Here is a 19,822-nt window from a genome sequence, read left to right as displayed (position 1 = left end):
GGATAGCCAGTTATGGTTGCGATCGCAGACTCTACAATACCAAAAGCTCCAACTAAGCACCGCTTCACCGTTGACCAATATTACAAAATGGGAGAGGTTGGCATTTTAGGCATAGAGCAACGGACAGAGTTAATTGAAGGAGAAATAATCGAAATGTCCCCGATTGGAGCAAAGCACTCTGGTAGCATTAATCGCCTCAACAGAATATTTGCAGGGCTTGTTGGTAACCAAGCGATTATCTCCATTCAAAACTCAATTCGGATCAATACTCATTCTGAACCACAGCCCGATATTGCGATCCTGTATTGGCGCGAGGATTTTTATGTCGAAAGTTTACCCATTCCCTCGGAAGTTTTTTTGCTGATCGAAGTAGCAGATTCAACACTGAAGTACGACCGCGAAGTCAAGGCTATTATTTATGCCAAAGCAGGAATTCCTGAACTTTGGATTGCAAATTTGGAAGCACAGGTATTTGAGGTGCATCGACAACCTAGCGAGACTGGCTATCAGCAAGTACAAATTTATGAAAAAGGGGAAATAATTAATTTGTTAATGCTGCCTGATGTTGCGATCGCAGTTGACGATATTTTCTAGATTTTATAAGCAGGATATTACTTGGGATGACTGACTCAGATCGTGATGGATTGACTGGATTGAAAAATCGAAAACTTTTACAAAATTGCTTTAATGATTATGCTGGAGACAATTCAAGGTTTGGGTTAATCTTAATCGATGTCGATGGGTTTATCTATTTCAATGATTACTATGGTCATGCTGAAGGTGATGAAAAGCTAAAACAGATTGCTGAAATAATCAGCCAAAATGTACCAAATGGTGTTGATGTTTTTCGATCTGGAGGAGATGAATTTGCAGTTCTTCTAAACGATTTGAACATGGCAGAAGTTGTCACATTAGCTATGCAAATTTGTAAAACTGTTAACAAGAATTTCGCTCATATGCCACCGTTACGAAGATTTTTTCATATGTATGATCTGAGCCTTGGAGAGGTTCATTATCCATTAACAATATCTTGTGGGGTTGCTTTTTATCCAGAAGATGGGGTCAGTTATGAAGATTTATATACTTCCGCAGGTGAAGCAGTTATTGCTGCAAAACATTTATCAGGGGGTGTCGTGGGTTTAGCGAGAAATAAATATCATTCCTGTTATTTACCTTCAGCTTTTCCCGCTGATTGTTCTTCTTCAGGGGGTATACCATGCATTCGTACTCATTCGGACTTTCGCCAGTTTAATAGCTTTTAGGGATTTTGACTTTGAATTAGGGTAACTTTCTGTTCAGCTTTTTCCAAATATTCACGGCAATATTGCGATCGCTTCATGCCTTCTTCATAGAGAGCAAGCATCTCATCTAGAGCAGTTTCCCCATCGTCAAGAATTCCCACAATTTCTTCGAGTCGCTGCATTTGGGCTTCAAAGGGGAGATCTTTAGGTTCTTTTGGTTTCTTTGGCGATTTATTCGGTTCGGTCATATACTTTATCGATTACTTTCTCAATCTTGGCTTGGGCTATTTCTGAGCGCCGCACGATTTCCACTTTATCAAATTCAGTGAGCGAATCATCATTGCTAAGTAAGCGATCGCCTGAACGCAACAAAGCAAAACCTCGTTGTAATGGTGATAGTGGATGTAGCGATCGCAGATGGGCAGTTATACCGTCAAGTTTAGTTTTGGATTGATGCAAATGACGAACGAGAGACTTTTTCATTTCACGTTCGGCTTCATCTAACTGTTGGGCGCGATCATGTAGGCGATCGCTAAAATTCTGCAAAGCATAGCTATTGGTAATTTTATTAAGTCGTTGATCGTAATTCTGGATTGCTAGTTGGGCAGAGCGATTTAGTAGATTTTCCCAAGCAATAATCTGTTGCCATAGGGTATCGCGATCATATTGAGATACTAGTTCTGCTGCTGCCGTTGGTGTGGCTGCGCGTAAATCAGCGACAAAATCCGCGATCGTAAAGTCGGTTTCATGTCCAACAGCAGAAATAATCGGAATTTGCGAATTATAGATTGCTTCAGCAACAGGTAAGGTATTAAACGCCCAAAGATCCTCAATCGAGCCACCACCACGACCGACGATTAGCACATCGGCATCGGTATTCTGTAAAGCTTTAATGGCTGACGCAATCTCTTCTGGGGCATTTTCTCCCTGAACGGTCGCGGGACATAGATAAATCTCGCAATGGGGCGATCGCCTATTTAATGTACTGAGAATATCCTGAATCACGGCTCCTGTCGGTGAAGTGACAACCCCAATTTTGAGCGGAAAAGCTGGAATACCCCGTTTTCGGTCTGGGTCAAAATATCCCCTCTCTGCGAGTGCTTCTTTGAGTGCAGCAAAGGCAAGATAGAGATCGCCCTGCCCTGCGGCAGTCATGCGATCGCAATCAATCTGATATTTGCCACGGGGGGCATAAACTGTCAAACGACCTTGGATGACAACTTGCATTCCACTTTTAGGTCGAAATGATAAAGTGCGGCTTGCCCACATCACACAATCGATCTGAGCTGACTCATCCTTAAGGGTAAAATAGCGATGACCAGAGGCAGCTGTGGTGAAGCCTGATATTTCCCCTGTAACTCGCACAATGCCAATTTCGTCCCGCAACAAAAGCATAATCGCCTGCGTCAAATTAGCTACAGTCATCGCATCCTTAGAAACGTTCATACAACCTACTGCCCATGCCGCAATCTCCTCATAATATGAATAACTTTTTAAATACTTGTTTAAATACTTTTTCTATATCCCTGAAACATTCTATGCTGCTACTTGCTGTCCTGCCAGCGACATTATTACCAGCCGCCGCAGTCCAAGCTCAAGTTGCCGTCCCAGATAGACAAGGCAACTACTCTAGAAATGAAACTAACGTACAAGCGCAAAGAGCATCTAGATATGGGACTGGTTCGCTCTGGCAAGTAGTTGTTGATAGCCTCAATTGTCGTCAAGAGCCAAGTATAGACAGTCCTGTAAAACGTACTTATTTAGCCAATGATATTTTAGAAGTACAAATCTATCGGGGTGGATCTGATGAAGTTTTAATAAATCCACGCGATCAAAATGGTAGACCTTGGATGCCAGTTCGTGATGGATTTTCATCAGAAGGAGCATGTTATGTAAGGGCTAATAGTCGATTTATTCGACCAGTAGTTAAGTAAAAAAAGAGTTGCGCTTTGCGCAACTCTTTTTTTTGATCATGATTGGAGATTGCTAATTAGCACAGAAAAAGAAAGCTTAAACCCCAAAAAGTCAAAGCGCCTGATATGCAGTCTCTTTAAATATTTGGGTTTTAAAGCATATTTGCTCTAAATTTACAGTGCCATACCGTAGTATCATAGGACTCAGTTAAGAAAAATTTTTTAAACAAGAATTACGGTCTGTTGTGGAACTTTCTTTAAAGAGTGAATATGCAATCTTGGCTATGCTTGAGCTAGCTAATCATTTTGCGATCGATCAGCCTCTCCAGATTCGTCAAATTGCAACCCAACAAAATATTCCCGATCGCTATTTAGAACAATTGTTAGCGACTTTAAAACGGCAGGGCTTGGTCAAAAGTCAACGTGGCGCAAAGGGTGGATATATTCTTGCCCGTGCTCCTTGGGAAATCAGTCTATTAGAAATCATTCGTGGAATTGAAGGTTATGATCCAATTTCGGAAAAAAATAGTAAATCTGGAAATGACAGTGCTTCTCTTTCAGTAATTCTTGAAGTATGGGAAGCAGCGCAAAAGTCAGCGTCTAATGTGTTGGATGGCTGCACACTAAAAGATTTATGCGATCGGCAACGCCAACGTCAAATCGCGACAACCATGTATTACATCTAGTCCATCAACATGGAATTAACTATGCTGGGATTTAAACTGCGAATGTATCGGGATAGAGTGAGCATTTTTTGACTTACTATATCGCGGCTTTTTGATGGCTTAGTTCATAAAACCCAAAAGGTAAGAGGCGGCATAAAGTGCCGCCTCTTACCTTTTGGGTTTATAGATATTAAAACGCTATATGATTATTTTGCATTTATTTTTTAACTTAAAGCCATTATATTATGTTGAGTTCGACAAAGGAACTTCTAGAAACAGCAAGACGCAATGCCTATGCGATCGGCGCATTTAATATCTATAACTTAGAAGGCGTAAAAGCTGTAGTAAATGCTGCTGAAATCAGTCGCAGTCCTGCGATGCTGCAATTACATCCTAGTGCTCTCATCTATGGCAAACTCCCTTTAGTAAAAATGTGCATCGAAGCTGCTAAATCAGCAAATGTACCGATTTCTATTCATCTCGATCACAGTACTTCGGCAAGTGATATTCGCTTGGCTCTAGATGCAGGAGTGCGATCGATCATGTCAGATGGCTCTCCCATGCCCTACGACAAGAATCTTGAATTTACAAGAGATATGACAACCCTCTCCCATAAATTCCATGCAGTTGTAGAAGCAGAAATTGGTAGAATTAGTGGAACAGAAGATGGTCTAACGATCGCCGAGAAAGAAGCGAAAATGACCGACCCAATTCAAGCCTTTGAGTTTGTGCAGCAAACTAAAGTTGATGCGATCGCTGTGACCATCGGTAATGTACATGGAGAATATAAAAACCCACCCAAACTAGATTTTGCCCGCCTCGAAAAGATCCGTAGCCTTGTTGATATTCCCTTGGTTTTGCATGGTGCGTCAGGTTTACCAGCAGAAATGATCCAGCGATCGATTCAATTAGGAGTCTGCAAGTTTAATGTGAATACAGAGGTGCGCCAAGCATACATGCAAGCGCTCAAGTTAGAAATCTGTGGTGATAGTCCTAAGGATTTGCTGGAGATTGCTGGTGAAGCGATCGCGGCTATGCAAGAAGTGATTATCGAGAAGCTCAGTCTTTTTGGCTCCATCGGTAAAGCCCATTTACATGAAACGCCCTATGCTGAAATGCTGTCTAGTCAAGCCTATAAGTAAGTAAAAAAATGAACCAACCTGACAAGCAATTACAACTAAACAACTATAAAGATAAATTGCTCAAAGCCCTTCATCTTCCTGTAAAAATTGCCGCTCAATCCATCAATAGTATTATTGTATTATTGATAATTAATATTGGATCTGCTGCTTGGCTATCCTTTTTCCTTTGGCAAAGATTCAATGTCAATATCCTATGGATTTTTATCGTCACATTAATTGTCTGTCTGCCTTCTTATTCCCTCGGAAATCTGTATGTAACTCTAAAAGAAATCATCGTCTTACCTGAAAGAATTACTACTTATTTCCAAACAGTTCAACAGACTTTTGCAGAGTTCGGTGAAGCTCATGAGAAAGTTTTAGCCCACTCAAAAGACAATTTGGAAAAAGATTCAAGCAAATTTTTGTCTGGTAAGAAGAGACAACTTATATTTGCGATCGGACAGCGGTTAAAAGATTGGTATTTTTTAGCAAAGAAGTTAAAAGAAGTTAAGTCTCTGATAAGCGACTCTCAGGATCTTTTAGTGCTGACGTTTCAAGCTATGGCTCTAACGAATCCCATTTTTCTTCTGTTTGTAACGATTGCTGTAGTACTAACACTTGTTTACTTTTTTGTTGCTTTGGTTACACTTGTTTTTTATCTGTTTTCATTAGGAAGATAGTTTTGTGATGTTGGTGGAAGCGTAAAACAATTTGCGCTCAAACGAACCACAATAATTTTTTAAAAGTGTTGCAAAGCAACACTTTTAAAAAATTATTGGTTCGGGTTTGAGCGCAAAGCGCTGTAAATGCCAACTCGTAACGCTAGGATTTATAATAGATTTTATAAATAGTGACTTAGCCAGCTAAGTCGTCATTTATCTCTACAAATACTTCGCCTAAACGCATACGTTATGACTGCAACCGCCCCTACTAAGACCAAGACACAATACGAAGCCGTAATTGGTTTAGAAACTCACTGTCAGTTGACCACAAACTCAAAAATCTTTTGCAACTGTTCAACCCAGTTTGGTGCACCACCCAATACGAATGTTTGTCCTGTTTGTCTTGGTATGCCTGGGGTATTGCCAGTTCTTAACGAAAAAGTATTGGAATATGCGGTCAAAGCTGGACTAGCCCTCAATTGCCAAATTGCTCCTCACAGCAAATTCGATCGCAAACAATATTTTTATCCTGACCTTCCCAAAAATTATCAAGTCTCACAATATGATCTGCCGATCGCAGAGCATGGTTGGCTAGAAATTCAACTAGAAGATGGCAGTACCAAGAGGATTGGTATTACCAGATTGCATATGGAAGAAGATGCAGGAAAACTAGTACATGCTGGTAGCGATCGCCTTTCAGGGTCTAGTCACTCATTAGTGGATTTCAATCGCACAGGTGTCGCTTTATGCGAAATTGTCTCTGAGCCAGATATGAGATCGGGTGCAGAAGCTGCTGCCTATGCGCAAGAACTAAGGCGGATTATGCGCTATCTTGGCGTTTGCGATGGCAACATGCAAGAAGGATCACTACGTTGTGATGTGAATATCTCTGTCCGTCCTGTTGGGCGTGAGAAATTTGGCACGAAGGTAGAAATCAAAAATATGAACTCCTTCAACGCGATCCAAAGAGCGATCGATTTTGAAATTAATCGTCAAGTAGAAGCTCTTGAGACTGGTAGTGAGATCATCAAACAAGAAACCCGTCTTTGGGAAGAAAATACTCAACGCACAATCAGTATGCGATCCAAAGAAGGTGCAAGTGATTATCGCTATTTCCCAGAGCCAGACCTGATGGCGCTCGAAGTTCCATTGATTACTTTAGCGCAATATCGTTCAGAACTTCCCACGCTCCCATCCGCTCATCGCAAGCGTTATCGCGACGAATTTGGCTTGACTCCCTACGATGCAGCTCTAATTGCCGACGATCGCAGTATTGCCGAATTCTTTGATGCAACGATTCTCACAGGTGCGGAACCAAAGCAAGTCTTTAACTGGGTAATGGGTGATGTGACAGCCTATCTCAATGAGAACAAACTCAAGATTGCCGATATTGCTCTTACGCCTACAGTTCTAGGAGAGATGATCAGACTAATCACCGATGGCACTATCAGCAGCAAAATCGCTAAAGATATCTTGCCTGAACTCATCATCAAAGGTGGCTCAGTCAAGGATTTAGTTGCATCTAAAGGCTTAACTGTTCTTGCAGGTGCGGAACTTGAGCAAATCATTGATGAGATCATTGCAGCTAATCCTAAGGAAGTAGACCAATACAAGGCTGGTAAAACCAAGCTTCTAGGATTCTTTGTCGGTCAAACCATGAAGAAGACTCAAGGACGCGCTGAACCACAATCAACAAATAAGTTGATTACGGATAAACTATCTTCTATTTAATCGTACCCACTTACGTATTACTGATGTTACGTAGAAGGAATTCCAGCTATCCTCAAGGTTGGGGGCAAGCAGTAGGAAATTCTTCATCTGCGTTCCACGTAACATCAGTTTTTATACCAATTCACAAAAATGTGGCGACACTTTTATGAATAAAAAACCAAATCCCGTAAGGGTTTTAAAAACACAAAATGGCTACGCCATTTTGTGTTTTGGTATTAGATATCTAGCTTTATATTTAATGCTTGCGATATCGAATCAATATTCCAAGCTTGAATCCCTAAAAGTGAGGGATCAGAAGGGTGAATGGTATTGATTAGAGTTACTCTAGAATCCTGTTCAGCCCACAAAATCGCAGATTGAGGAAAACCATCTTCAATCCATACAATTCTAGGAATATTTCCAGAATGATATAAAACCGCTATAGTTTTGCCATCATCTATTTCATCAAGCGATAATTGTCTGGCATATCTATCCATAACATATTTAGCTTTATTGAAAGAGATAGGATAACCAACAATCCAAGGAGTAACCTCAGCCCAACGATTCCAGACAGTAGAGTGTTCTCTCCAACCTGAAGACATCCAAAAGGGCTTAATATGTTGAGCCTTATCTACGGCTTGAAGAAAAGCTTTGGCAAGAGGTGATGGGCCACCAAATAGATCTATTCCTTGGTATGTACCAAGAAACAGGGAATCTACATTAATGCTTGTATTAATTACTCCATCAACATCAACAAAAAGAAAGATTTGCTCCATAGGTTGATATTCCTATAACTTGTGATGCTTGCCTTATAGAATTAGCCAATCAGGCTAATTCTATAAGTTAAAAAAACTGCGAATAGAATTTAAATATAGTGGCTCATTGGTAGCTGCCGTATTGTTATGTCCAGCATTGGGAATAAAAACAATTTGTTTTTTTGATGATGTCGCTTCATATAATCGCTGAGACATCACTGAAGGAATGAGATCATCCGCAGTGCCATGAATGTAAAGCACAGGAACCGCTAGCGATCGCACTTTAGCGATCGAATCAAAACGTTGGTGAATTAATAAATCAATCGGAAAAATGCGATATTTAGGATCGAGTTGAGCCATGTCACTCATCGTAGTGAATGAAGCATCGACAATCATTCCCAATGCATCGGGATGCTTCGCAGCAAGATCGATCGCGATCGCACCACCTAACGAATGACCATAAATCATTATCTGATTTGGCTTATAACCTTTTTGGATTAAATAATCCCAAGCACTTTGTGCATCTGTATAAACTGATGATTCCGTAGGAAATGCGCCATCACTTCTACCATAGCCGCGATAATCAATTACTAAAACAGAGAACCCCATCCGCATTAAGCGATTAGCATGTTTTGCATTAGCACTAATATTATTGCCCTTGCCATGCAAATACAAGAGCACTTGGCGATCGCCTAAATTACTTTTTGCTTCTTGCTTGGCATTGGGTAACCACCAGCCATGAATATTTTCAGTCTTTCCATCAGTATTCTGGACAGGAATTAAGACATCTTCATACTTGGCATTAAACTCAGCAGGCGTAGTCGTAATTTCTTTAACTGGTGAAAAGATTAACTTAGTTTGTCCAAACCAAAATAAAGCGCAAACAGAACTGTAAAAACTGGCAATTACAATCCCAGCGATCGCGACAGGGCGAACCCAAGGTTTAGGCGATCGCTTTTGGATATGTTCATTTTGCAATGATTCTAGGGATGATTCAGACATTAAAGTTTGAGGCTTTGTGTTTTGTGATTTACAGCAATTTACGATCAAAATAGCATATTGGATTTATTTAAAATCAAGTATAAAAGCCAAAAACCTGTACCGCCCGCGCAGCGGGCGGTACAGGTTTTTAGCTTTTATATATTCAAAAGCTATTGCATGTTTGCACTATTGCTGTAATATAGTTAAGCACTAAAAAGGCAATTGCGGTCATGGTGGAATGGTAGACACGCCATCTTGAGGTGGTGGTGGCGAAAGCTGTGAGAGTTCGAGTCTCTCTGACCGCATATAAATAAAAAAGCAGCGCTACGCGCTGCTTTTTTATTTATAGATAAAACCCAAAAGATAAGTGGCGGGGCGAAATGCCGCCATTTATCTTTTGGGTTTTGCTTGAGACTAGCGATCTCTTGTACTGCTATAGTAGGCTTGAACTCTAGTTCACAATCTGCTCCAAAACTCATGTCTCGCCAAGTCAATTGTCAAGAAGAATGCACCAATGGCTGTATCCTCGGTGATCAATGTCCCAACTTAGAATATCTCGCTAAAGCTCGCAAACTTTTAGCCGAGACATCAATCGATAAACTGATCGAAATTTCTGATTCCCGTTTTCTGCCTCCAGATGCACCCGCCGATCAATAAAAAAAGCCTCGCTAAGCGAGGCTTTTTTTATTTAAGTTGCTCTTTTGCTTGTTTCCAGAGATTGTCTAGCTCCTCAGCAGTGAAGCTATCGATGGGGCGATCGCTCAATGTCTCAATCACCTCAAGGCGCTGAATAAATTTTTGGTTGGTTGATTGCAAAGCGACCGATGGATCGAGATCGTACCAACGCGCCACATTAATGAGGGTGAATAGCAAATCTCCCAGTTCCGCCTGTTGATTTTCTTTGGATTCATGCTCTAGAGCATGACGCAATTCATCCAACTCTTCATGAAATTTCGCCCAGACACCATCGGCATTTTCCCACTCAAAACCATTCGCTGCCGCTTTTTGAGATATTTTCATGCCAGCTGTTAAGGGCGGCAGCGATCGCGCATAGCGCTTGAGTTTGTAACTAAGTCTTTGAGTTGTCGCTAAGTCTTCACCCTTTTCCTCAGCCTTAATCCTCTCCCAGTTTTGATGGATTTCATCCATATTTTCAGTCTTAAGCTCGCCAAATACATGGGGATGTCGGCGGATTAGCTTTTGAGCGATCCCTTCCGCAACTTCCGCGATCGAAAATTGATTAGTTTCACTAGCTATTTGTGACTGCAAAACCACTTGCATTAGCAGATCTCCTAATTCTTCAGCGATAGCCTTACTATCACCACTTTGGATTGCATCCACTACCTCATAAGCTTCCTCAATCACATAGGGGATCAAACTTTCGGGTGTTTGCTTTAAATCCCAAGGACATCCACCATCAGGCGATCGTAACTTCGCCACCACATCGATCAAATGCTGGAGTGCGATCAAATTAGCCGAAAAATTACCAGTTGGAGCAAAAGTCATAATATTTGTTTAATGTTAAGAAAAGTAACGAAATGCTATAATAATTTGTATAAAAAAATATTGCTTTTAACACACTATATACAGCAACAAGCTTATCGTTGGAGATCCGCCTCATGAGTAATACCGCTAGTCCTGATCCCGAAATGCTCAGACAACTTCTTGAGCCATTACTAGAAGATTTCACCTATTGGTTTAACCGCTCTCAGAAATTACTCTCCAATGAACGACTAAATTTCTTGCAAGAATCAGATCAGCAAAATTTGCTTGAACGAGTTGAAAATGCTCTCAAAGAAGTTGCAGCGGCGAGCGCTTTGTTTCGAGTTACAGGACACCAAGTTGGCGTAGACATGATGACGATGAGACCTTGGCATGCACTACTTATGGAATGCCAAGCCGTAGGGATGCGCTACTATCGTAATCAAGTAATTTAAAACTTTAATTTTGATTTTAATTCTAGCCCCTGATTTTTCCACTTAAGCCTTAGTTCACTTAATTTATATATTTTTTCAGGAAAGTAGACATGATACAGATCCTTTATATACTCGCTTTTACGATTCTCTCCATCTTTGCAATCAGCAACCTGATTCGTAGCATGATTGCTCTTTCCCAAAATGATTCACGAGGCTATCAAGATAATCGTAGCCGCCGAGTATCTCCTCAATATGCCCATCCTGAATTATGGGATAAAGATGGTAAATATATCGATGAACCATTAATGGTAATTAAATCAATTAACGTTGATGACGCTCGCTCAAGACTTGATGCTTTATACAACTCGTCACCTAGTAGTGAAAAATAGCAGTCTCTGTTAATCAATGCTTTGCGTTGATTGATTAGTTAAGAACTATACTGCCCGCTGCGCGGGCAGTATAGTTCTTAACTATTTAACTTTTTTATTGAGGTATGGATGACCCATAGTTTATTGGTTTGTACTACTTGTGCCAGCACTTGGCAAAATGGCAAAAAGGTAGGTATTAGTGGTGGCGAAATATTACTAAAAGAGCTTTCTCAATTACAACAAAGCTGGAAATCGCGATCGCATTTTGAGATTCGCGCTGTTTCCTGTATGAGTGCTTGCAGTCATGCCTGCGTTGTTACCTTTGTTTCTGAAGGTAAGTATTCCTATTTGTTTGGGGACTTGCCCAGTGATGCCGAAAACATGCCAATGACTGCAGCCGCAATTTTGTCCTGCGCAGAAATATATTGCGATCGCGCTGACGGAATGCTGTCATGGAAAGAACGTCCCGAACCACTAAAAAGCGGCGTAATTGCTCGTATACCACCTCTATAGAAAAAAAGAGCGCTAAGCGCTCTTTTTTGTGATTTTTATCGTGAGCATTGCTGCGAAAAAGCCTTAAAATCAAGTAGCGAAACTAATTCTGGTAATGTAGACAAATCTTTCTACATATTTAAAGACAAGACCCAAATTTGTAACACCTCATGCAAGGCACGCTCAGAGAAATTGACGTACATACAATTATCCACCTCATCGAGTTTGGTCAACGAACTGGAGAGTTATTGATTGAATCGAGCACAGGAAAATTCTGGTTTTTATTCTTTGATAACGGAGAATTGATCTACGCAACTGATACTGATAGTAACTTGACCCGTCTACGTGATTATTTACATGGATTAGGCTTAGACCATGCGCTGGATCATCTATCAAGCTCGAAACTGGGGATTAATGTTTTAGAGTATGGTCAGATTTGGGCGCTCCTTGAAGCCAAAATTCTCACACCTGATCAGGCTAAGTCTATTCTCGAAAGCACAATCCGAGAGGTACTTTTTGAAATTATTGGTCTCTATCAAGGAACCTTTGTTTTTGAAATTAGCGCTGCACTTACACCAAAGCTTACACAATTCAAGTTTTCACAGATTAGTTCTGAACATTCACAACAGCTTCAGACATGGAAGAGATTTTATCCAGTTTTACAGTCAATCGATCAATGCCCAGTATTGCTAACTCAAGAGGCTCTACCACTCTTAAATACTTGGATTGATGGTAAAACGACAATCCGTCAGCTATCACGATACGCAGGGCAAGATATTAGTCATATCGGTCAGATGATCTATGATGCAATCTGCTTTGGGCAAGTTGCAATTACTCCATTAGCAATGAGTACACCGCAACAAGTAAAGGTGAAATCGCCCCGAATTCTATGCATTGATGACAGTGTAACAATTTGTCGAGCTGTTGAATATATTCTGCATAATCACGGCTTCCAAGTGATGGCAGTATCTAGCCCTATTAAAGCTTTAAGCTTGATCTTTCAACATAATCCTGATCTAATTTTGTGTGATATCACTATGCCAGAGATCGATGGATATGAATTATGTGGAATGCTCCGTAAGTCTAGTGCGTTCGCGAAGGTTCCAATTATTATGCTCACTGGCAAGGATGGTTTTATAGATCGCGTCAAAGCTAGGATGGTTGGTGCTACTGAATATCTAACTAAACCATTTGGGGAAAAGGAGTTACTGACAACAGTCGAGAAATATAGCAAACGATAAGGGCTCTGGGATTTAAGAGCAAAAGCCAATAATTTTTAAAAATTATTGACTTTTCCAAAGTGCTCATTTACAAACCGCTTCATCCATAAAACCCTGAGCAGCTATTAGATTAGTTGCAGCAGTTGCATCAACTGCTGGAGAAAACAGAAAACCCTGACCATAGTCACAGGAAAGAGCTCGCAAAACGTTAGTATGGGAATCTTTTTCTATACCTTCGGCAACCACTTTCAGCTTCAACTGATTAGATAAATTAATAATCATCGAAGTAATTTCTAGACTATTAGAATTTGTGTCAATATCTTTAATAAACGAACGATCAATTTTTAAAGCCGTGATAGGTAGGGATTGGAGATAAGAGAGAGAAGAATAACCTGTGCCAAAATCATCAATTGAAAGTCCAATAGAGCGTTCTCGAAGTCGAGCTAAAACATTGATCGCAGTTTCGACATTTTCCATTAAGACACTCTCAGTAATCTCTAAATTCAAGCTTTCTCCATTCAAGCCTGCGGAGCTTAGACTGCGATCGATATCTTCCAATAGCTCTGAATTAATTAATTGTAAACTCGATAGATTAATGCTAATGCTGTCTGGACAAATATCAGGAAATTGAGCTTTCCATCGCCCCATTTGTGCACAAGCTTCTGACAAAAGCCAACGACCTAATGGAACAATTAATCCTGTCTCTTCTGCTAATGGAATGAACTCTAGGGGTGAGATCCATCTCTGATCTGTGGTCAGCCAACGCGCCAAAGCTTCAAAGCCTCTAATCTTACCTGTTTGCAATGAAAAAATCGGCTGATAATACACTAGGATTTGATTAGATTCTATCGCTTCTTGCAAATTAACTTCAAGGTTTACCCGATGAATAGCCTTCTGTTGCATACTATTATCAAAGAAAATAGTACGCTCCCTATCATTTCTTGCATAGTCGAAGGCAGTGTCAGCCGCTCTCAAATAGTCTTCTGGTTGGCTATCTTCTAGATCACTAATGACTGCACCTATATGAGTCTTTGATGATACGGTAATCTCGTCAAGTTGAACAGGAAGATTGAAAAGCTGATGAAGTTGTTCAATGTAGTTTTCAATGACAGATAAATTTTTAACATCCTGTATCAATATCGCAAATTCATTGCTTTCTAATCGGGCTACGACCTTAGATGAAATATCCCAGTCTCCCAATCGACGAGCAATTTCAACTAGGAGGCGATCGCTAAGCGTATGACCAAACCCAGACTTAATGATGGGATAGCGTTCTACATCTAGCTTTAATACAGCGAAAGCCATGCCTTTTGTTCGCTTTAATTCAATACTTTTAGCAATTTTTTGCAACAGTCCATAGCGATTGCTTAAGCCTGTCAGTTGATCATAGAAAACTAAGCTATGGAGTCGATCCAGCGTTGATTGTAGCTTTTGCTTTTGCGCTCTCAAATCATGAACAAACGCCAAAGTTTTGTTAATTGTAATTTCTAAATCTTCAAAATCAATGGGTTTCATCAGAAAGTCAAAAGCCCCTCGATTCATCGCTGTGCGAATATTCTTCATGTCGCCAAATGCAGAAATAACTACAGCTTTCAGTGGGCATTCAAACTCTGCTAAGTTTGTCAATAAGGTTAATCCATCCATTTTTGGCATCTGGATATCGGTCAAAATCATGTCAATCGAATTGGATTCCCGTAGAATCTCTAATGCTTCCACCCCATTTTGAGCAAATTGAAAACTTAGCTCTCCATTCCGAATTCTTTTTCTAAATATTTGCTTAAATAAGCGTTGAATTTCAAACTCATCATCAACGACTAATACTAAATTTGTCCCTTCTTTCATAGTTGAGTTTTGGCGTAGGTATCCTTAATACCAATACATGAATTATTCTGATTTGGAATTAGGATCTTTTTTTTAAGTATATCTGTAAGGTATGGTAACAATTATTTCAGTAAATTGACTAGCAATTGGATTAATCGTTAAAGTACCTTTATGTTGCTTAACGATTATATCGTGAGTAAGGAAAAGCCCTAGCCCAGTGCCCTCTCCAGGAGGTTTAGTTGTAAAGAAAGGGTCTAAGAGCTTGTTTTGGATCTCTGGGGCAATTCCACAGCCATTGTCACGAATCCTAATCTCGACTCGATCGCCGAGACTGCGCGTTGAAAGGCAGAGCGTGGGATGATAGTTTTCTGTATCTTTAGAGAAATCTAGAAGATCCTTTTGGTGGCGCATGGCATCACAAGCATTATCGATAAGATTAATGAAAGCCCGACTCATGGATCCCGTGACTAGATCGACTAAATCTAAATTGTCAGTATAGTCAGTTAGAATTGTGATGTTGAAGTTGTTATCTAGCATTTTTTTACTGTGATACGCCAGTTTTATGGATTGGTCGAGTAAATCATTAATTTGAGTCGGCTGCGGGCTTGCCTTTGCATCATCAGTACGAGCGTGCTGCATCATATTGGAGATGATATTTTCAGCTCTTTGGCTATGAGCACGAATCGACGTAGAATTTTCTTGAAGATCTGCGATCAAGGATGTTACAAAATCAGAGGTATCGAGATCTAAAGAAGGGATCAAAGGCTGAATTGTCTCTAGCAATTCTTGACTGAGTTCAATTGAGCCTTTCGCGTAGTTTGTGACAAAGTTAAGAGGGTTCCGCAGTTCATGGGCAATACCAGCCGTGAGCGTACCGAGGGAGGCAAGTTTTTCTTGGGCAATAATCCGCTCTTGGGCGTTTACAAGTGCGGCAGTTCGTTCTTCGACTCGAAGTTCAAGGCTTTTATTTAGTTGAGATAATTCTTGCAGAAGCCGATCGCGTTCTAATTCTGTGGCTTTGCGCTCGCTAATATCCTCAGAAATACAGATCAAATAATCGGGCTTACCATGCTCATCGAATACAGGGACTTTAATTGTATGAAGAATTCTGCGCCCAAACGTCAAACTGTCAATTGGTTCTTCAGGAATATCTTCTATTTTACCAAGCGCAAATGATGATCGGTCTTTCTCATTAAAGAAATCAGATTGCTCTTTCGGGAAAAAATCATAGACTGATTTGCCAAGTGCTTGCTCTTTATCACAACCGAACATGAGTTTGCAGGTATTATTCCATAGTAAAAATTCACCAAATTTTTCTTCCTTTCCATCTTTAACAAATAGAGCCACTGGTATATTTTCAATAATTGCTTCGAGAAAGTTACGTGCTTTTAATAGTTCCTGTGTTCGTTCCTGAACACGTTGCTCTAGCTCTGTATTCAATATTTGTAAATCCTCGAATACCTGCATTCTCTCTAGTTCGGCAGATGCCCTCGCCCCAAAGATACGCAGTAATAGTTCTGCCCGTTTTGGATTATCTAAAGGTTCGTGATTTAATACGCAAATCACCCCAACCTTCTTACCATCTGAATTTTGTAGGGCCATTCCCATATAATTATCAGCATCCATTTTTACTAAATCCTCGTCAAGAGGAAATAGCTGTTTTACTCCAGAAGAACAGCTGTAGATGCCATTTTGAAAAGCAGAGCCGCATGGAGTATATGCAATTGGATAGGTAAGATTAGGCTGAATCTGTTTGTCAGCATACCACGCTACAGTTTCTAGATTTTCGCCAGACAACTTGGTAATGAAGACATGGGAAACATCGAGGGCGATCGCAATATGCTTAACTAATTCTGGGAAAAATTCTTGTCCAGTAACCGAGGCTGTACCTTCCAATAAACTTTGGAGTGCTATTTCTGATTGCTTGCGATCGCTAATATCTCTAACTAACAGTAAAACTTCATCATCTGTATAAGGGACAATTCTCACCTCTTCGGTTTGGATTTTGCCATCCACCAAGATCTCTTGCTCATAAAGTTGAATATCCCCAGTTTCAAGGGCTGCATTGATCATCTTCATTCTTTGTTCAACTACGTTAGGAGATAAATCCTTATCTAGATTATTCCCAACAAAGTCTTCAGCATCCCCAAACACTTTAAAGCTCTCTGTACTATGAAATTCTAGATAGGTTCCATCTTTATGGATTCTCATGATTAGATCAGGTAAAGCTCTAATTAATGCAGCTTTATGGGATTCACTTTTACGTAAAGCTATTTCAGCAAGTTTGCGATCGCTGATATCACGCCCCAAGATCAGAACTTCATTTTCACCACAAGCTACTACCCGACATTCTTCAATTTGTAAGATACCCCCGACTGAAATCTCTTGCTCGTATATTTGCATTTCTTTAGTTTCTATAGCATTAGAAATCGCATTCATACGTCTTACGGCTAATTCAGGAGGGAGGCTGTCATTTATATGAGTACCGATAAAATCTCCAGTTTTCCCAATCACTCTAAAAGCACTAGTCGCATAGAAATCAAGATATATCCCTTCTCGGCTAACCCGCATTACTAGATCTGGCAAAGCTTCGATCAAGGCTCGTTGTTTTTGTTCGCTTAGTCTTAATAATTCTTCGTTCTTCTTGCGATCGCTAATATCAGATACTGCGCCAACAAATCCGACAACATCACCATTGGTATTGCGTTCGGGAACGGCTTGTACAAAGCCCCATTTGGTTGAACCATCAGGGTAGAGATATCTGTGTTCGATACAATATTCGACCTTATGACCAAGATTTGACTGTTCGACAAAATTTGTCCAAGCAGCATACATCCAAATGCGATCATCGGGATGTAAGTTTTTACCCCAGCCATCACCTAAATTTTCTTCGCTAGTAAGTCCAGTGATTTGGAGGGTTTTAGCATTGGCATAGGTGCAGTTTCCTTTAGCATCGTTGCGAAAGATCCCCACAGGGCTTAATTCTGAAAGAATGCGATAGTGTTCTTCGCTAATCAGTAGTTGTTCAGTGCGATCTTGTACCAGCTTTTCCAAACTGGAATTTAGATCTTCTAGCTCTAACTTGGATTGTTCAAGATCTAAGTATTGTTGCTCGATTTTGCGATCTTGCTGATAACTCCGTAATGCCTCAGACACGGTTAGTTGCAGATCTTGCTTATTCCATGGCTTTGACATAAACCGATATAGACTACCCCGATTGACCGCATTACCAACTTCTTCGGCACTCGCTTGCCCAGTGAGCATAACTTTGAGGATTTTAGGATAGCGATCATTCAGTTCAATCAAGAACTGATCGCCTTTCATTCTAGGCATTATCTGATCCGCAATCACAAGTGGCAGCTCTATCCCATTGCTTAGAAGATCTTCTACAACCTCTATAGCTTCTTCAGCACTTTCCGCAATTTCAATCATAAAATCAGGGAAGTCTTGCATTAATTGATTTCTAAGGGTCAAGAGAACATTGCGTTCATCATCAACACAAAGGATGGTTGGTTTGCTCATTTCTTATCTCCAAAATCAAAATTGACGAAAATTAATCCTGCTATCTCCGCAAAAAAATAGTGATTTATTGACTTTGCCTTTCTATAAAAATGTTTCTTCTTCGTCGCACTGCACTGTAATTAGATAGTAACTCAAGACCTCAATGGTATGCTCACAGTAAAGCAACTGCCCTGACCAAGCTGACTGCTTAACTCAACATAACCATTATGTAGTTCAACGATTTGCTTTACTATTGAAAGCCCTATTCCTATGCCTTCGTAATTACGGTTAAGCCCACTGTCAATCTGTATAAACGGTTGAAATAGCCTGTTTTGATCGCTAGGAGCGATGCCCAGCCCAGTATCAGTAATTGCAAAATAAATCCAAGAGTTAATATTCAATACTTCCTGATTATCAGCTACCTGCTCTAACGAATCTGATGTCTTAGTCACATTAGAAGATGGTACAAGCTTACTAGGTGCTTGGTCTATCTTTACATCCAAACTGACCTTGCCACCAGTGGGGGTGAATTTAACTGCATTATTAAGTAAGTTGACTAATACTTGTCTCATCCGCAGCGGATCGGCTTCAAAGAATTCTATGTCTGGAGATATGTTTAGCGTAATTTGAATTTGCTTTTTGAGCGCCTGTTGTTTCACATCGTCTAAACTAGAATCACATAAATCGGCGATCGCTACAGATTCGAGATCAAGCTTCACTAAATCTGTTGAAAGGTTTGTGAAATATAGAATGTCATTAATCAATTTCAGAAGATGATTACTACTATTTTCAATGATGGTGATTGCCTCCTTTTGAGAGGGGGTGATCTGACCATAAATTTCTTCAAGCAAACATTCTGACACGCCTAAGATCGAGTTAAATGGTGTTCGTAATTCATGACTCATCATGGCAAGAAACTCGTCTTTTAATTTAGAAACTCTCTTAAGTTCTACATTGGCTCTCTCAAGATTTGCATTTAACTCTATTAGTTCTAGATTAGTTTGCTCAAGGGCTAACTGATGCTTGGCAAGTTGTTTCTCTTGCTCATATCTCCGCAAAGCTTCCACTACTGTTAGCCTCAAATCTGTTTCATTCCAAGGTTTAGATATAAAACGATAGAGATTTCCTCGATTGACTGCATTGCCAATATCTTCAACATTGGCTTGCCCAGTTAGCATCACCTTTAGGATCTCAGGATGGAGATTATGGAGTTCGATCAAAAACTCATCTCCTTTCATCTTCGGCATAATCTGATCAGCAATTACCAAAGCAACATCACCCCCATTAGATAATATTTCCTCAATAACTTCCAGAGCTTCATCTCCACTTTCTGCAATTTCAATTTTGCAAGCTGAGAAAAAATGCATTAACTGGTTTCTCAACATCAGCAGAATATTGCGTTCATCATCAACACAAATAATAGTCGGTTTAATTACCATAATTTTTCTAAAGTCGG

The 19,822-nt window shown here is 40.2% G+C and carries 20 protein-coding genes and 1 tRNA gene; 13 read left to right on the top strand and 8 right to left on the bottom strand.

Annotated features, from left to right (window positions below):
- The first annotated feature begins 12 nt into the window (after window positions 1-12).
- Window positions 13-594 (top strand): Uma2 family endonuclease, encoded by a 582-nt coding sequence (locus PseudUWO311_RS08865; protein WP_142654887.1) that lies wholly within the window; start codon window positions 13-15, stop codon window positions 592-594.
- Window positions 595-620: 26 nt separating this feature from the next.
- Window positions 621-1,262, top strand: coding sequence for a GGDEF domain-containing protein (locus tag PseudUWO311_RS08860; protein WP_142654885.1), 642 nt, complete (start codon window positions 621-623; stop codon window positions 1,260-1,262).
- On the opposite strand, the gene xseB is transcribed toward PseudUWO311_RS08860, so the two are convergent.
- A complete protein-coding gene (xseB, locus tag PseudUWO311_RS08855) occupies window positions 1,259-1,489 on the bottom strand; it encodes an exodeoxyribonuclease VII small subunit (protein WP_142654884.1) in 231 nt (76 codons plus the stop codon). The two genes, PseudUWO311_RS08860 and xseB, sit on opposite strands and share 4 nt — an antisense overlap.
- Window positions 1,473-2,687, bottom strand: a complete 1,215-nt coding sequence (gene xseA / locus PseudUWO311_RS08850; RefSeq protein ID WP_142654882.1) for an exodeoxyribonuclease VII large subunit — start codon at window positions 2,685-2,687, stop codon at window positions 1,473-1,475. Before xseA ends, xseB begins: the two co-directional genes overlap by 17 nt.
- Window positions 2,688-2,779: 92 nt before the next feature.
- Here xseA and PseudUWO311_RS08845 point away from each other — a divergent pair, with 92 nt between their 5' ends.
- The 5 genes from PseudUWO311_RS08845 to gatB all read left to right on the top strand — a co-directional run bounded on the left by PseudUWO311_RS08845 (window position 2,780) and on the right by gatB (window position 7,333).
- On the top strand, window positions 2,780-3,175 hold the full coding sequence (locus PseudUWO311_RS08845; protein ID WP_142654880.1) for a hypothetical protein: 396 nt from the start codon (window positions 2,780-2,782) through the stop codon (window positions 3,173-3,175).
- 224 nt (window positions 3,176-3,399) lie between these two features.
- Window positions 3,400-3,840 (top strand): RrF2 family transcriptional regulator, encoded by a 441-nt coding sequence (locus PseudUWO311_RS08840; RefSeq protein WP_142654879.1) that lies wholly within the window; start codon window positions 3,400-3,402, stop codon window positions 3,838-3,840.
- Window positions 3,841-4,064: 224 nt separating this feature from the next.
- Window positions 4,065-4,961: a class II fructose-bisphosphate aldolase gene (locus tag PseudUWO311_RS08835; RefSeq protein ID WP_142654877.1), complete on the top strand. Its 897-nt coding sequence runs from the start codon at window positions 4,065-4,067 to the stop codon at window positions 4,959-4,961.
- A gap of 8 nt (window positions 4,962-4,969) precedes the next feature.
- Window positions 4,970-5,620 carry a hypothetical protein gene (locus PseudUWO311_RS08830; protein ID WP_142654875.1) on the top strand — a complete coding sequence of 217 codons (651 nt, stop codon included), beginning with the start codon at window positions 4,970-4,972 and terminating at the stop codon, window positions 5,618-5,620.
- A gap of 231 nt (window positions 5,621-5,851) precedes the next feature.
- Window positions 5,852-7,333, top strand: a complete 1,482-nt coding sequence (gene gatB, locus PseudUWO311_RS08825) for an Asp-tRNA(Asn)/Glu-tRNA(Gln) amidotransferase subunit GatB (RefSeq protein WP_142654873.1) — start codon at window positions 5,852-5,854, stop codon at window positions 7,331-7,333.
- A 215-nt stretch (window positions 7,334-7,548) separates the two neighbouring features.
- Here the strand turns inward: gatB and PseudUWO311_RS08820 are convergent, their stop codons facing one another.
- Both PseudUWO311_RS08820 and PseudUWO311_RS08815 read right to left on the bottom strand, forming a co-directional pair.
- Window positions 7,549-8,088 (bottom strand): hypothetical protein, encoded by a 540-nt coding sequence (locus PseudUWO311_RS08820; RefSeq protein ID WP_142654871.1) that lies wholly within the window; start codon window positions 8,086-8,088, stop codon window positions 7,549-7,551.
- A gap of 60 nt (window positions 8,089-8,148) precedes the next feature.
- Entirely contained in the window at window positions 8,149-9,069 is a 921-nt protein-coding gene (locus PseudUWO311_RS08815; protein ID WP_142654869.1) for an alpha/beta hydrolase, read from the bottom strand.
- Between the two features lie 203 nt (window positions 9,070-9,272).
- On the opposite strand from PseudUWO311_RS08815, the gene PseudUWO311_RS08810 reads away from it, so the two are divergent.
- Together PseudUWO311_RS08810 and PseudUWO311_RS08805 are read left to right on the top strand one after the other, a co-directional pair.
- Window positions 9,273-9,353, top strand: a tRNA-Leu gene (locus PseudUWO311_RS08810).
- A gap of 172 nt (window positions 9,354-9,525) precedes the next feature.
- Entirely contained in the window at window positions 9,526-9,705 is a 180-nt protein-coding gene (locus PseudUWO311_RS08805; RefSeq protein ID WP_142654867.1) for a hypothetical protein, read from the top strand.
- 27 nt (window positions 9,706-9,732) lie between these two features.
- On the opposite strand, the gene mazG is transcribed toward PseudUWO311_RS08805, so the two are convergent.
- On the bottom strand, window positions 9,733-10,554 hold the full coding sequence (mazG, locus tag PseudUWO311_RS08800; RefSeq protein ID WP_142654865.1) for a nucleoside triphosphate pyrophosphohydrolase: 822 nt from the start codon (window positions 10,552-10,554) through the stop codon (window positions 9,733-9,735).
- A 113-nt stretch (window positions 10,555-10,667) separates the two neighbouring features.
- On the opposite strand from mazG, the gene PseudUWO311_RS08795 reads away from it, so the two are divergent.
- The 4 genes from PseudUWO311_RS08795 (at window position 10,668) to PseudUWO311_RS08780 (ending at window position 13,065) form a co-directional block, all read left to right on the top strand.
- Window positions 10,668-10,985 carry a DUF2605 domain-containing protein gene (locus tag PseudUWO311_RS08795; RefSeq protein WP_142654863.1) on the top strand — a complete coding sequence of 106 codons (318 nt, stop codon included), beginning with the start codon at window positions 10,668-10,670 and terminating at the stop codon, window positions 10,983-10,985.
- Between the two features lie 89 nt (window positions 10,986-11,074).
- Window positions 11,075-11,353, top strand: coding sequence for a DUF2973 domain-containing protein (locus PseudUWO311_RS08790; RefSeq protein ID WP_142654861.1), 279 nt, complete (start codon window positions 11,075-11,077; stop codon window positions 11,351-11,353).
- Window positions 11,354-11,461: 108 nt separating this feature from the next.
- Complete coding sequence (locus tag PseudUWO311_RS08785) at window positions 11,462-11,845, top strand: DUF1636 domain-containing protein (protein WP_142654859.1); 384 nt, start codon at window positions 11,462-11,464, stop codon at window positions 11,843-11,845.
- A gap of 149 nt (window positions 11,846-11,994) precedes the next feature.
- Window positions 11,995-13,065: a response regulator gene (locus PseudUWO311_RS08780; protein WP_142654857.1), complete on the top strand. Its 1,071-nt coding sequence runs from the start codon at window positions 11,995-11,997 to the stop codon at window positions 13,063-13,065.
- Between the two features lie 63 nt (window positions 13,066-13,128).
- On the opposite strand, the gene PseudUWO311_RS08775 is transcribed toward PseudUWO311_RS08780, so the two are convergent.
- The 3 genes from PseudUWO311_RS08775 to PseudUWO311_RS08765 form a co-directional block, all read right to left on the bottom strand.
- Window positions 13,129-14,886 carry a putative bifunctional diguanylate cyclase/phosphodiesterase gene (locus PseudUWO311_RS08775; RefSeq protein WP_142654837.1) on the bottom strand — a complete coding sequence of 586 codons (1,758 nt, stop codon included), beginning with the start codon at window positions 14,884-14,886 and terminating at the stop codon, window positions 13,129-13,131.
- 72 nt (window positions 14,887-14,958) lie between these two features.
- Window positions 14,959-18,387 (bottom strand): PAS domain S-box protein, encoded by a 3,429-nt coding sequence (locus tag PseudUWO311_RS08770; protein WP_142654835.1) that lies wholly within the window; start codon window positions 18,385-18,387, stop codon window positions 14,959-14,961.
- Window positions 18,388-18,518: 131 nt separating this feature from the next.
- Entirely contained in the window at window positions 18,519-19,805 is a 1,287-nt protein-coding gene (locus PseudUWO311_RS08765) for an ATP-binding protein (protein WP_142654833.1), read from the bottom strand.
- Between the last annotated feature and the right edge of the window lie 17 nt (window positions 19,806-19,822).

The organism is Pseudanabaena sp. UWO311 (genome assembly GCF_006937785.1).
Lineage (GTDB): Bacteria > Cyanobacteriota > Cyanobacteriia > Pseudanabaenales > Pseudanabaenaceae > Pseudanabaena.
This window is presented reverse-complemented; position numbering and strand designations above follow the sequence as displayed.